This is a genomic window from Pseudoclavibacter sp. Marseille-Q434 (assembly GCF_050315415.1).
In the GTDB taxonomy this organism is placed as follows: domain Bacteria; phylum Actinomycetota; class Actinomycetes; order Actinomycetales; family Microbacteriaceae; genus Pseudoclavibacter.
The window spans coordinates 98,561-112,190 of record NZ_JBNPQH010000002.1 but is presented as its reverse complement, the minus strand read 5'-3'; the positions used below and the strand labels follow the sequence as shown (position 1 = coordinate 112,190).

Genomic DNA, 13,630 nt, shown 5'->3' with positions numbered 1-13,630 from the left:
CTACCACAGTCGTGCGGTGATGAGCGTGGCGAGGGCGGCGCGATCGCGCGGTCTGCGGCGCAGCTGACGCCAGCGTCGCACGAGCCGCAGCGCGTCCCGGTACGTGAACTCCACGAGGATCTCGTGCAGCCACTGCAGCCTCGGCAGCTCCTCCGGGGAGGCGATGTGGATGCACGCCTCGACGGTCAGCTGCACCTGCCCGCGGTGCCAGCGGTTGGAGGTGAGGCGGAGCCGCTTCCAGGCCTGGGCGAGGCCGGTGTTCGCGCCGACCGCGTTGGCGACGTGCTGCCGGTAGTCGACGGTCGACTCGCCGTCGATGATCCAGCGCAGACCGGCGGCGCGCGCGAGGGCGTAGATCAGCCAGTCGTGCGCGAAGGCCTCGCGTGCGGGGGAGTCGGGGTTGTCGAGCTGCTCGGCGACGAGGTGCGCGAAGCGCCTCGTGAGCAGGAACGTCGACCCGGGGCCCGGCGTCTCGAAGAGGTGGTCGGCGAGGCGCTGGGGGTAGTCCTTCTTGATGAGGATGCGCGTGCCGTCTTCCGAGAAGGCGGTCACGTTCGAGGAGACGCCGTCGGCGTGGCCCTTGGTGAGGAGGCGGATGTGGCGCTCGAGCTTGCCCGGCATCCACACGTCGTCCTGGTCTGCGAAGCCGACGTAGTCGTACTCCTCGACTGGGATCGTCGTGAGCAGGTGGAAGAAGTTGGGGGCGGGGGCGCCGAAGGTCTCGGGCGGCAGGATCGTGATGCGCGCGTCGGCTGCGGCCCGCTCGGCGAGGAGCTCGAGGGTGCCGTCGGTCGATCCGTCGTCGGAGACGAACACGTGGAGGTCGGCCCCTGCCTGGTCGAGGATCGAGTCGAGCTGCTCGTCGAGGTAGGTCCTGCCCATGTGCGTCGCGAGGAGGACGGCCACGCGCGGCGGCGTGCGCGACTCGGCGTTGGTGTGCATCCGTCGTCCTCTTTCTCTCTTGCGTGCGGCGAACCCTGTGGGTCGGGCAGGTCGCCAGCCCCCAAGTATGGCCGAGTGCGTCGGAGCGCGATCGCTGCACGCACCGCACTAGACTCCTCGGCATGGAGATTCGCGAACTCAGCATCCCAGACAGCTACGAGATCACGCCGAAGCAGTTCGGCGACGACCGCGGCGTGTTCTTGGAGTGGTACCGCTTCGACAAGCTCGCAGAAGCTGTCGGGCACTCGATCGACCTCAAGCAGGCGAACACCTCGGTGTCGACGCGTGGCGTGGTCCGGGGCATCCACTTCGCGGACATCCCGCCGAGCCAGTCCAAGTACGTGACGTGCACGCGCGGCGCCGTGCTCGACTTCGTCATCGACATCCGCACGGGGTCGCCGAAGTTCGGCGAGTGGGACTCGGTCCGTCTCGATGACGTCGACCGCAAGGCGATCTACCTCTCCGAGGGCCTCGGTCACGCGTTCGTCGCGTTGACTGACGACGCGACGGTCAGCTACCTCGTCACCGACACGTACCACGCGGAGCGCGAGCACGGCATCAACCCGCTCGACAAGGACGTCGACCTGCGGTTCCCCGAGGAGGCCGGCGAGCTGCTGCTCTCCCCGAAGGACACGGATGCTCCCTCGCTCGCCGAGGCGGCCGCGTCCGGTCTTCTCCCCAGCTGGGAAGAGGCTCGCGCCTACTACGCGGAGCTCAGCGCGAAGGCGGGTGCGTAGCCATGAAGGGAATCATTCTCGCTGGCGGGTCGGGCACGCGTCTGTGGCCGATCACCAAGGGCATCTCGAAGCAGCTCATGCCCATCTATGACAAGCCGATGATCTACTACCCGCTGTCGACGCTCATGATGGCGGACATCCGCGAGGTGCTGATCATCACGACGCCCGAGTACAACGAGCAGTTCCGTGCCCTGCTGGGTGACGGCTCGCAGCTCGGGATGCGCATCGAGTACGCCGTGCAGCCGTCGCCGGATGGGCTCGCGCAGGCGTTCATCATCGGCGAGGAGTTCATCGGCGACGACTCGGTCGCGCTGGTGCTCGGCGACAACATCTTCCACGGCTCGGGCCTCGGCTCGTCGCTGCGCGGCAATAACGTGCTCGACGGGGGCCTGATCTTCGCCTACCACGTGTCGAACCCGGTCGCGTATGGCGTCGTGGAGTTCGACGAGGATAACAAGGCCGTGTCGATCGAGGAGAAGCCGGAGGTGCCGAAGTCGAACTACGCGGTGCCCGGCCTCTACTTCTACGACAACGACGTGGTCGAGATCGCGAAGAACGTCGAGCCGTCCGCGCGTGGCGAGCTGGAGATCTCGAGCATCAACTCGGCGTACCTGGATGCGGGCAAGCTGCAGGTGCAGGTCCTCGACCGTGGCACGGCGTGGCTGGACACGGGCACGTTCGAGTCGATGATGCAGGCGAGCGAGTACGTGCGCGTCATCGAGGACCGCCAGGGCTTCAAGATCGGCTGCATCGAGGAGATCGCCTGGCGTGCCGGGTGGATCGACGACGCCGAGTTCGCTGAGCTCGCGAAGCCGCTGCAGAAGAGCGGATACGGACGCTACATGCAGGGACTGCTCGCGTAGCGGGTCCCTCATGATGGCGAAGGCCGTGACTCGTCCGAGTCACGGCCTTCGTCGTCGGCGTCGCAGCCGGGGTTCAGCTCCCGGTGTGCGCGTCGCGGTCCCGCAGTGACTGGAAGAGGTCGCGGGCGATGTCGTAGCTGCCGCGCGAGTAGGTGCGGTAGCGGCCCCGCAGGGTCCACCTGAGGATGCGGGGCACGCGCCGGATTCGTGCGGTCGGCAGCTGGACCCTCTGCCGTTCGTGGGCGACCTTGCGCCGCACGTGGGCTTCCTGCTCTGCCGTGCCGCCGAGTTCGGTGACGCGCTTGAGGAGGGCGACGGCGCGGCGGTAGCGGCGCAGCTGGTCGGCCGAGCCGTCCTTCGTCGCCTGCGCGATCTTGACCTGCAGCGTCGGCGCGGTCTGCCCGATCTGGTTGTCCGTGTGCTGCCGGTAGTCGATGAGGGGCTCGCGGACGACGCGGAGGCCGTTGACGAGGGCGGCTGTCGTCGCGAGCCACTCGTCGTGGATCCAGGGGGCCGGCGCGTTGCCTGCCCGGAAGACGAGGGATGCGCGCAGCATCATGGTCGCGCCGGTCACGAAGTTGCGGGCGGTGAGCGCTTCGAGCTGCCGCCCGTTCTCGTAGTCGCGCCACTCGGTCTGCGTGATCTCGAGCGAGTCGAGGAGGGTGCCGCCGATGGGCTCGCCGTCTTCGTCCACGAGGAGCGCGTCCGAGTGGGCGAGGAGTGCCTCGTCGTCACCGAGGAGGGCTGCGAGGAGGTGCTCGACCTTCTTGGGGTGCCAGACGTCGTCCTGGTCGCTCGTCGCGAGGTACTCGGTGCGGGCCTCGCCGAGGGCGAAGCTGAAGTTCGCGCTGACACGCAGCGGCTCGTCTCGCGTGTAGATGCGGAACGCCCGGTCGGAGGCTTCGAGCACGCGGCGGGCGAGCTCCACCGTGCCGTCGCTGGACGCGTCGTCCGAGACGATGATCTCGGCGACGGGGTGGCTCTGCGACAGGATGCTCAGCAGCTGCTGCTCGAGGAATCTCTCGCCGTTGTGCGTGCAGACGACCGCGGTGACGGCGGCGTCTCCGAGTCGCGGCTCGCGTGCGTCCTCTGGTCGGCGTTCGGCGACGAGTCGCGAAGCTGGCATCTGCCCTCCTGGGTCTGGTGCGCGGTGGTGCTAGCTTGGCACGAGTCTGCACGCGCTCAGGGGAGGAGTCGGCCGTATCGGCCGCCCGCGACTATGAATCGACTTGTCATCTACCTGCTCTTCGACAGGGCTGGCGTCGCCGACGCTGGCGTGCTGCACGCCCTCCGCGGCCTGCGCCCGCACGCGAGCGAGCTCTTCGTCGTCGTGAACGGCTCGGTGACCGACGAGTCGCGCGCGTCGCTCGGCGCGGTCGCCGATTCGGTCTTCGAGCGACCCAATGAGGGCTTCGACGTCGGCGGCTACCGTGCGGCGCTCGAGGAGATCGGTGCCGAGCGTCTGGCCGCCTTCGACGAGGTGATCCTCGCGAACTACACGTTCCTCGGCCCCGTCGGCGACTTCGCCGCGACGTTCGAGTGGGCGGATGCGGCGGGGCACGATGTGTGGGGCGTCACCGAGCACGGCCAGCTCACGCCCGACCCGTACACGCGCCGCGGCACGATGCCAGCACATCTGCAGTCGCACTGGATCGCCGTGCGCCGCAGCGTCGTGGTGAGCGATGCGTGGGCCGAGTACTGGGCGTCGTTGCCGGAGATCCGGTCGTACGACGATTCGGTGCGGCACCACGAGGCTCGGTTCTCGCCGTTCTTCGCGGAGCGCGGCTTCTCGGTCGGCGCGCAGTTCCCGGCGGGCAACTTCAGAGTCGAGGGGGCACCGGTCGCCAATCCGAGCCTCGAGACGCCTGTCCTGCTGCTCGAGGCCGGTGCGCCGCTCGTGAAGCGCCGGATCTTCGTCCACGACCCCGTCGAACTCGACCATCGGGGTGTGTCCGCTCGTGATGTCGCGCTCGATCTCGAGCGTCGCGCGTTCCCCATCGACGTGCTCGTCGAGAGCACGGCGAGGTTCGCGCCGAGCCGTGTGCTGGCCGGGGGAGTGGGGGCAGGGCCCAGGGTCCTGCGCCGCGCATCCACCGCGGTCACGCACGAGTGGGTTCGCGACGAGGCGAGCGGCGACGAGTCGGCGACCATCTCGGGGCTCCACCTCCGCATCGTGCGCGGTGACTTCTGGCGCAGGCTGGCGAACGGTGACGCGCGACTCCTCGAATCCGACCTCGTGCTCGTCGAGTCGGTCGCTGCCGCGTCCCTGGACTCGATGCCGGCGAGCGCTTCCCTGCTCGCCCGCCAGCGTGGGCGCCGGGTCATCTTCGAGCGCGCCGAGCCCCTCGCGTGGGAGTTCGCCGACCACCGAACGCTCGGCATGGTCGTCCCTGTCACACCGCCGATCGGCACAGGGCTGCTCGCCGACGGCTGGCGGGGTGCGCGAGCGAAGTCGGCCGCGCTGGCAGCTTCGCTCGGTGCGGTTGCACCCTTGGACGCGAATTCGCCCGTCGCGCCGTTTGCGGGCTTCGCCGCGTACCGGGTGGATGCGCTCCGCGGTTTCGCCGCGGTCCTGGACGCGCATGGGTTCTCGGCGCTCGAGGCCCGGTTCCCCGACGGCGAGCTCTCCCGGCTGCTCGACCTGCTCGCGAGCCGCCTCGTGTTCGATGCAGGGTTCGCCGTGTCGGAGGCGGAGACAGCCGACGGGCTCGCGAGCGACTACGCCCTCTTGGCCGCGAAGTACGAGGACCTCGTCGCGGAGTTCGGCGCTGAGGTGCGGGCGCCGCACCGGCTCGCGCGGGCACGGAAGCCTGGCGGCAGTCGCGTCGCGAGTCTCGCCGCGTCGCTCTTCCACCGGATGCCGGCGCTGGAGGAGCCGCTGCGGCGTCTCGCCGCTGACGCCAAGGGACTGCTCGCTCGCATCCGCTGACCCCGCTTCGCGGCGCGGCATCAGGTGGCCGTTACCCGCGCCGGGGTACCGTGTCTGCGACTGGAGGTGGCAGATGAGCAACGGCGAGACGCCGCTCGGCGGGCAGTACGACCCCGACGAGCTCGAAGAGCTGGAGAGCCAGGCCGAACGCCGTGGCACCGGCCGGGGGCTTGTCATCGGCCTCCTCATAGCGGCGGCCGTGGCGATCGCGGCGATCGTGTTCGTGCTCATGAACCCACTCGGCCAAGGCGCTCCTGCCGACAACACGGCACCCGTCACGACGCTGCCGCAGGCGACCGAGGTCGCCGTTCCGGAGACGCTCATCGTCACGGCGACGCCCGTGCCGACCGTCACCGTGACGGAGACGGCCACGGCCGAGCCGAGCGACCCCGCCGAGGCCTCCGGCGTGCAGGTCTCGCTCAGCCGCGTCTACTGGGTGCCGGACCAGAGCGTCATCTCTGCGGCAGCGCTCGTCTCGACCACGGACCCGGGCGGCACGTGCACGCTGGTCCTCAAGAACGGTCCCGAGACGTTCGCGGCCACCGCGACGGCCACCGCCCCCACCTCGGCGGACACCGACGCGTCCAGCTGCATCGTGAACCTGCGCGACCCGGCCATCAAGGCCGGCGACTGGTCGGCCGTCATGCAGTACGAGGGCCCGGCTGGCAGTGGCTCGAGCGAGCCGATGACGGTCACCGTCTCCTAGCCGAAGCCCCGGAATTCCGCCCTGACGGCCCGAAATCGCGATTATGCTCTCTGTGTAGGATGAAGCGCCGCCTGCTTGCGGGCGAACGACTCCACGACCTAGGAAGCTATGCCGCTGACGCTCGACAAGGCCTTCGATCCACGGGCCAACAGCATCGGGTTCCTCCGATGGCTTCTCGCCTTCGCGGTGATCTTCGCGCACGCGGGACCCCTCGCAGGGTTCTACGGCGGGCACGACCTCGGCACTCAGATCTCCAGCGAGCAGTCCGTCGGCGGCGTCGCCGTCGCAGGGTTCTTCTTCTTCTCCGGCTACCTGATCACGCAGAGCCGCCGCGGGAAGTCGACGATCTTCCGCTTCTTCTGGCGGCGGGCTCTCCGTATCTTCCCTGCCTTCTGGCTCGCGCTGCTCACGACCGCGTTCATTCTCGCGCCGATCGCCTGGCATCAGGAGACGGGCTCGATGGCGGGCTACTGGGACGCCGACACCGAGTCGCCCTTCACGTACTTCCTGAGCAACATGTGGCTCGAGCTCGGCCAGCGCAACATCGCGGGCATGGGCAGCTCGCTGCCGTTCGCCAGCATCGGCGGCTTCGACTGGAACGGGTCGGCGTGGACCCTGTTCTACGAGTTCCGCGCGTACATCATGGTCGGGCTCCTCGGGCTCTTCGGCGTGTTCTCGAACCGCATCGTCGGCGGCCTCATCGCCGTCGGCATCATCGGAGTGAACTTCCTCACCTGGAGCGGCTGGGTCGAGATGACCTCGCTCAGCCCGTTCCTCACCAACCCCTTCTACCCGATGTTCTTCGCCCCCTTCGCGTTCGGGATGCTGTTCGCCCTGTTCGGGGACAAGATCCCGATCGATGACCGGCTGGCGGTGCTCGCGCTCGGCATCGCGGGCTTCGCGTACGCGTTCGGCGGCTGGAACATGTGGGGTCAGTACGGACTCATGTACTTCCTCATGTGGTTCGCGATCCGCACGCCGCGGCTCAACAAATGGGAGAAGCACGGCGACCTCTCGTACGGCATCTACATCTTCGCCTGGCCGCTCATGCAGTTCGGGGCGTACTTCGGCCTGCAGAACGCCGGCTGGTTCGTCTACCACCTCGTCATCGCGGTCGCCGCGCACATCTGCGCGTACATCTCCTGGCACCTGATCGAGAGCCCCGCGATGAGCCTCAAGAACTGGACCCCCAAGTGGCTCGCCTGGCTGCTCGAGCGGGGCACCCCGGTGGTGGATGCGGTGAAGCGCAGGATCGTCAACCCCGCCTACTCGTCGTCCAACTTCGCCGCGCGGATCCGCGCCGGACGCGTGGAGGCGAGCTCATGACCGCCGTCGGTCCGAGCGGCGTCCGGCCAGACAGCGGCTTCGAGGAGCCAAAGTCCGAGACGGGGCGTCTGACCTGGGCGCAGCGGTGGCACCGGGTGCGTCTCATCCCGCTGATCCTGCTGCTGATCGCTGCGATCGTGGCGACGGTCGCGGGGTACCAGACCCGGAACGCCATAGCGATGGAGGAGTTCGTGCCACCCGCGGAGGCTCCCGAGTCGGAGGCCACCCGGCTGCCGGCCGAGCAATGCCAGCCGGGTCTCGTGGACCCGGTCACCGCCTCTCCATGGACGGGCGAGGAGCGAGAGGCCAGCGAGGCGGTCTGGGACGAGCACATCGGCTCCGACCCAGACGCGCAGCTCTTCGTCCCAGGGGAGAACGGCTGGGTCTTCTGGGGCGACACGCAGGCGAACAACTTCTCGCAGGCCCTCGGCCGCGGCTTCCTCAGCGACGAGGAGAGCGAGGAGTGGGCGAACTACTTCCGGACCATCGACGAGGGCCTCAGCGCACAGGGCATCGACTTCGTGGTCCAGGTCGTCCCCGCGGACTGGTCGGTGCATCCTGAGCAGCTGCCCGAGTGGGCGCAAGAGCTCCGCGGGCCGACGGCGTTCGACTACCTGGTCGACGCGCATCCCGACCTGCCGCTCGTCGACACCCGCCAGGCGCTGCGCGACGCATCCGAGGAGGGTGCGGTCTACGCGCCCGGCAACAGCCACTGGTCACCGTTCGGCGCCGCCATCGGCTGGGAGCAGCTCGCCGGCTGCCTCGGAGCGGTCGACGCGAAGTACCAGGCACTCGCCCCGCTGGACTACTCGAGCGTCGGGGATATGCCGGTCATCAGCGAGTTCGAGGCCTACGGGTTCCCGACGACGGACATCGGGTGGGGCACTCCGGTGTTGGACGAGGCGCCGCCGAAGATGCAGGCCACGCTCAACGACGGCTCCGTGCTCGAGGTCGACGCCGGTAAGGGGCTCGACATGCTGCAGCTGCCGGCCACCACGGTGACGGAGGGGGCACAGTCCGACCTGCGCGCCCTGATCGTGCGAGACAGTCAGGGCAACAGCGCCGGACCGACCTGGCAGACCGGCTTCGCCGAGACCAAGCAGGTGACGAGCAACCTCGGCAGCGCTACCGAGCAGATCCCGGATGTGCTCGCGGAGGCGGCCGACTACCAGCCGGATGTCGTGATCTTCGAGATGACGGAGCGGTACCTCAACTGGATCCCGGTCCTCCCAGCCGAGTAGCCTGGCAGGCGCCATCGTCGCCGGCCACGGCACTTCGCTAGCCTGGGGGAAGACCCCAAGGAGCAACGCCATGACGACCTGCCTCATCACCGGGGGAGCCGGATTCATCGGATCCGCGCTCTCCCACCGCCTGCCCGAGCATTTCGACCGGGTCGTCGCCTTCGACAACCTGCACCCGCAGATCCACCCGGTCCCTGAGCGCCCGAGTGAACTCGACAGTCGCGTCGAGTTCGTGCAGGGCGACGTGACCTCGGCGGCCGACTGGGATGCCCTCCTCGGCGACGTGACTCCAGACGTCATCATCCACCTGGCCGCGGAGACCGGCACAGGGCAGTCGCTGCTTGAGGCCACGCGCCACGCGAGCGTGAACGTCGTCGGGACGACCGAGATGCTCGATGCGCTTGTCCGCGCCGACAAGCTGCCGAGCAAGATCGTGCTGTCCTCGAGCCGCGCGGTCTACGGCGAGGGCGCCTGGGTGGACGCCGACGGGGCCGTGAGCTACCCGGGCCAGCGTTCCGCCGCCATGCTCGAGCGAGGCGAGTGGGACTTCCCCGGGCTCTCCGCGCTCCCGTTCGTCTCCTCGAAGGTGGCGCCCTCGCCGACGAGCGTGTACGGGGCCACGAAGCTCGCGCAGGAGCACATCCTCCGCTCGTGGTGCCTGTCGCTCGGAGTCACCGATGTGCTGTTCCGCCTGCAGAACGTGTACGGCCCAGGTCAGTCGCTCATCAATCCGTATACCGGGATCGTGTCGTTCTTCGCCCAGGAGGCGAAGGCCGGCCGGGTCATCCCCGTCTACGAGGACGGCCAGATCATCCGAGACTTCGTCTTCATCGACGACGTGGCCGACGCCATCGTGCGTGGCGCGCTCGAGTCGGACTCGAACGCGAACGCCTACGACATCGGCTCGGGGGAGGGCACGTCGATCCTCCGCCTCGCTGAGCTCATCGCGGCCCACTACGGGGCGCCTGCGCCCGAGATCAACGGGAAGTTCCGCAATGGCGACGTCCGTCACGCGTCCTGCGAGGTGTCGGAAGCGAGCGCCGCGCTGGGCTGGAGTCCTCGAGTCATGGTGGATGAGGGTGTGGGCCTCCTCTGCGACTGGATCGACGCGCAGAGACTCGAACGGGCCGAGTAGCTCGTATATACGGCACAGCGACCGGATTCCTTGGATTTCTCTCCTCGGGCGTGTCGCGACGATCACGGACCTGCCTGGGGCCGTGATCGTTGTGTTTCCGGGCTTCGCAGGGTCGATGCTGACACGGATGTTGTTTATGTGACTCGTGTGAAAGTTGGGACGGGTGTGGAGTTCCGTGGCGCATGTATGCATACTTGGAAACTGCTGAGCCTTCTCGGTGCACTCCGTGGATGCGCAGCAACCCAGTCGACCGACGCGTTGGGAACTCATGTTTCGCCGTACTCTTGCCATTTTCGCTACCGCAGCGGTAGCAGCCTCCGGGCTGCTCGGGCTGCAGCTCATCGCCTCGAGCCCCACGAACGGCGGCATCGAGGCCGCCGCTGCGGCGGACGCCAGCGGCTTCGACCCGGGCAACCTCATCAGCGATGAGAACTTCTACAACGGCAACGCGATGTCCGCGGCCGAGGTGCAGCAGTTCCTCGTCTCGCGCAACGGTTCGTCGTCCCCGACGGCGCTGCGCAACTACACGCAGGCGACGCCCTCCATGCCGGCCACGCAGTACTGCTCCGCCTACTCGGGCGCGGGCGGCGGCGAATCGGCGGCAGACATCATCGCGAAGGTCGGCCAGGCCTGCAACTTCAGCCAGAAGGCCATGCTCGTGCTCCTCGAGAAGGAGCAGAGCCTCGTCTCCATGCAGAGCCCGACCCTCGGTCGCCTCGCGGCGGCGACCGGATTCGGCTGCCCGGACACGGCACCCTGCGACCAGAGCTACGGCGGCTTCTTCTACCAGGTCTACAACGCGGCGCGTCAGTTCCAGAACTACAAGGCCAACCCGTACAGCTTCAACCACATCCCGTTCGCGTCGAACAACGTGCTGTACAACCCCAACTTCTCCTGCGGCTCCTCCGCGGTCTACATCTCGAACTACGCGACGGCCGGTCTCTACAACTACACGCCGTACCAGCCCAACCAGGCCGCGCTGAACAACATGTACGGCGAGGGCGATGGATGCTCCGCGTACGGCAACCGCAACTTCTGGAGCATGTACACCGACTGGTTCGGCGACCCCAAGGGCGCCGTCAGCGTGCCGTGGCTCGTCAAGGCCGAGGGCAGCTCGCAGGTGTACTTCCTCTCCGAGGAGGTCCGCTACCCGGTCACCGCGTCCAAGGTCGCTGACTTCGCGTACGCGCTCGGCGCCGTCTCCACGGTTCCGGCATCGACGCTCGACAAGTACACGACCGGCGCGAACGTCGGGGAGATCCTCGTAGGCCCGGACAACACGCCGTACTACATCGACGACGGCGTCTTCCGGAAGGTTCGCAACTGGACCGTGGCGGCCGACTTCGGCTACCAGCAGGGCTCGGACCTCGCGAAGATCACGCAGGAGCAGCTCGACAAGTTCAACAACGGCGGCGCGCTGGAGAAGTTCGTCCAGAACACGAGCGGTCAGATCTTCTTCATCGAGGGCACGACCAAGCGCGAGGTCGCGGACATCGCCGAGCTCGGCGCCCAGGGCATGTACATCGGCACCACGAAGCTGAAGGACGACAAGATCGACTTCCTCAGCGACGGCGAGCCGTTCCTCACCGGCGGAGCCGTCGTCGAGAAGCTCGATGGCTCGGGCAAGGTCGTGCTCGACAGCGACCTCACGGCTCATGCCGTTCCCGCATCGCTCGCCGACTTCAGCGCGTTCAAGGCGTCCGGCAGGTTCGGCCCGGCTTACGGCAAGCTCACCCAGGGCGACGCCCTCTCGGCGGAGCCCCTCGTGACCGACGGAACGTCGAGCTACGTGCACACCGATGGCGGGCTCCTGCGGGTCCCGGCGTCGACGTACGGAGCTTCGAAGTTCGTCTCCCTCCCGGCCGGCATCATCGGCTCGCTTGGCAAGAACGGCTCCGTCCCCGGCGCCCACTTCGTGCAGGAGAGCGGATCCGACACGATCAACCTCGTCGTCGGCGGCGAGCGCGTCGAGTTCTCCTCGAAGAGCGACGCAGAGGCCGAGGCCACGAAGCGCGGCATCTCGAGCACCATCTACACGGTGCCGAAGGGAACGCTCGACGGCATCGACACCGGCAACGGCATCACCAACGGCGCGCTCATCAAGAGCCCGAACAGCGACACCCTCCACGTGCTCGACGGCGCCCACCTCACGAAGGTGGCCAGCAGCGAGCTCGCCGAGGACTACGGCTTCGGCTCGAGCCCCTACGTCATCACCCAGGCCTCGTTCGACCGCATCCCGGTTCGGGACACGGCCATCACGACGAACCAGTTCCGCTGCGGGGACGACGCCTACGTCGCGACCGAGGGAGAGGCGTACAAGCTGACGCCTGAGCTCGAAGCGGCCTACGGCATCGACTTCCCGGGGATCTCGGCGCAGCTCTGCGGCGTCGTCCCGAACGCGGGTGCCTCGATGACCGAGTTCATCAAGGACGGCAGCGGGAAGATCTTCCTGATCACGGATGGGGAGAAGCAGCACATCTCGTCCCCGAAGCTCCTCGTGGAGTTCGGCGCCGTCGGCAACGTGATCTCGGTCCCGACCGCGTTCGCCGACCAGATCGCGACGGGCGCGCAGCTCACCAAGCTCCCAGCAGGCTGGGGCGAGCCGACGCCGAGCGAGACGGCCACGCCGACTCCAACGGCAACGGCCACGGCGACTCCGACGGCAACGGCGACTCCCACCGCGACGCCCGAGCCCACGGCAACGGCGACGCTGGAACCGACTGCGACCGCGACTCCGACCGCCAGTGCGACTCCGGAGCCCACGAACCCCACGCTCGAGCCCACTCCGACGTCGACGGATGCCCCCGGCACTCCCGAGCCGACGGAGACGGCAGCGCCGGAGCCAGCCGTCCCGCTCACGGCCGGTGAGGTCATCACCAACCGTGCCGGGACCGGCACCTGGATCGTGAACGGCGACGAGCTCCTGCAGGTCGGTTCGCCCGAGGTAGCGGCGCAGCTCGGACTCGCCATCGAGAACCCGCGCAGCGTGCCGGACGCGAACTTCGCGGAGTTCGGTGAGAACACCTCACCGCTCTACACCTCGGCTGTCACGGTCGGCGGCGTCTCCTACATCGGAGTCGACGGAGAGCTCGTGCCCTTCGCCACCCCGGAGTACGCGGCTGCCTTCGGTCTCGACTTCGCGCTCATCTCGCCCGAGGTCGGTGCGGGACTCACGGTCTCCACGACCGCCGAGCCGATCACGGACCGGGTCTTCGGCCCAGACGGAACGCTCTACCTCGTGAAGGACGGCGTGCTGCACCCCGTCGACCCCTCGCTTGCGACTCCCGTCGTGACCGAGACGGCGACGGCCACCGCAGAACCGACCGAGACGGCTGCACCTGAGGCGACGGAAACCGAAGCGGCGAGCGCCGACGAGGCGCCGACGGACACGAGCCGCCCGGATGCCACGGACGGGGTTACCGCCGAGCCGACCGCGACCTCGACCGAGGAGCCCGTCGAGACACCCGCTGAGGCCCCTGAGGCCGGTGCTGGCGTCGACGAGACGCCCGCCGCCGAGCCGACTGCGACCACGGAGCCCACGACGTTCCAGCTGTCACGAGAGCTGTTCTCCACGTTCCGCATCGGAGAGCCGGTCGCCGGCTGACGCCAGACCGCACGATACGAAGACCCCCGCCGGGGTGAGCGATGCTCACCTGGCGGGGGTTCTTCTCTCTACGGGCGGGTTCGAGTGATCGGACGACAACGCAGAAGACCCCCGCCGAGGCGAGGGTCTTCTGCGTTGGCTGTGCGG

The 13,630-nt window shown here is 68.3% G+C and carries 10 protein-coding genes; 8 read left to right on the top strand and 2 right to left on the bottom strand.

Annotated features, from left to right (window positions below; genetic code table 11):
- The gene (locus ACQFZP_RS07410; RefSeq protein ID WP_211890854.1) at positions 1–942 is read right to left on the bottom strand and encodes a glycosyltransferase; all 942 of its coding nucleotides are present in this window, start codon (positions 940–942) and stop codon (positions 1–3) included.
- A gap of 122 nt (positions 943–1,064) precedes the next feature.
- Here ACQFZP_RS07410 and ACQFZP_RS07405 point away from each other — a divergent pair, with 122 nt between their 5' ends.
- Both ACQFZP_RS07405 and rfbA read left to right on the top strand, forming a co-directional pair.
- Complete coding sequence (locus ACQFZP_RS07405) at positions 1,065–1,679, top strand: dTDP-4-dehydrorhamnose 3,5-epimerase family protein (RefSeq protein ID WP_068479667.1); 615 nt, start codon at positions 1,065–1,067, stop codon at positions 1,677–1,679.
- A gap of 2 nt (positions 1,680–1,681) precedes the next feature.
- The gene (rfbA, locus tag ACQFZP_RS07400) at positions 1,682–2,542 is read left to right on the top strand and encodes a glucose-1-phosphate thymidylyltransferase RfbA (protein ID WP_104252242.1); all 861 of its coding nucleotides are present in this window, start codon (positions 1,682–1,684) and stop codon (positions 2,540–2,542) included.
- 73 nt (positions 2,543–2,615) lie between these two features.
- Here rfbA and ACQFZP_RS07395 read toward each other — a convergent pair whose 3' ends face one another.
- Positions 2,616–3,668: a glycosyltransferase family 2 protein gene (locus ACQFZP_RS07395; protein WP_179557941.1), complete on the bottom strand. Its 1,053-nt coding sequence runs from the start codon at positions 3,666–3,668 to the stop codon at positions 2,616–2,618.
- A 93-nt stretch (positions 3,669–3,761) separates the two neighbouring features.
- Between ACQFZP_RS07395 and ACQFZP_RS07390 the strand changes: the two genes are divergently transcribed.
- The 6 genes from ACQFZP_RS07390 to ACQFZP_RS07365 all read left to right on the top strand — a co-directional run bounded on the left by ACQFZP_RS07390 (position 3,762) and on the right by ACQFZP_RS07365 (position 13,483).
- On the top strand, positions 3,762–5,471 hold the full coding sequence (locus ACQFZP_RS07390; RefSeq protein WP_211890852.1) for a rhamnan synthesis F family protein: 1,710 nt from the start codon (positions 3,762–3,764) through the stop codon (positions 5,469–5,471).
- A 73-nt stretch (positions 5,472–5,544) separates the two neighbouring features.
- Complete coding sequence (locus ACQFZP_RS07385) at positions 5,545–6,177, top strand: hypothetical protein (RefSeq protein ID WP_104312807.1); 633 nt, start codon at positions 5,545–5,547, stop codon at positions 6,175–6,177.
- A 108-nt stretch (positions 6,178–6,285) separates the two neighbouring features.
- On the top strand, positions 6,286–7,503 hold the full coding sequence (locus tag ACQFZP_RS07380) for an acyltransferase family protein (RefSeq protein ID WP_211890850.1): 1,218 nt from the start codon (positions 6,286–6,288) through the stop codon (positions 7,501–7,503).
- Positions 7,500–8,744, top strand: coding sequence for an alginate O-acetyltransferase AlgX-related protein (locus ACQFZP_RS07375; RefSeq protein WP_211890848.1), 1,245 nt, complete (start codon positions 7,500–7,502; stop codon positions 8,742–8,744). Before ACQFZP_RS07380 ends, ACQFZP_RS07375 begins: the two co-directional genes overlap by 4 nt.
- Positions 8,745–8,814: 70 nt before the next feature.
- On the top strand, positions 8,815–9,879 hold the full coding sequence (locus ACQFZP_RS07370) for an NAD-dependent epimerase/dehydratase family protein (RefSeq protein ID WP_211890846.1): 1,065 nt from the start codon (positions 8,815–8,817) through the stop codon (positions 9,877–9,879).
- A gap of 268 nt (positions 9,880–10,147) precedes the next feature.
- Positions 10,148–13,483, top strand: a complete 3,336-nt coding sequence (locus tag ACQFZP_RS07365; RefSeq protein ID WP_211890844.1) for a hypothetical protein — start codon at positions 10,148–10,150, stop codon at positions 13,481–13,483.
- Positions 13,484–13,630 lie beyond the last annotated feature (147 nt).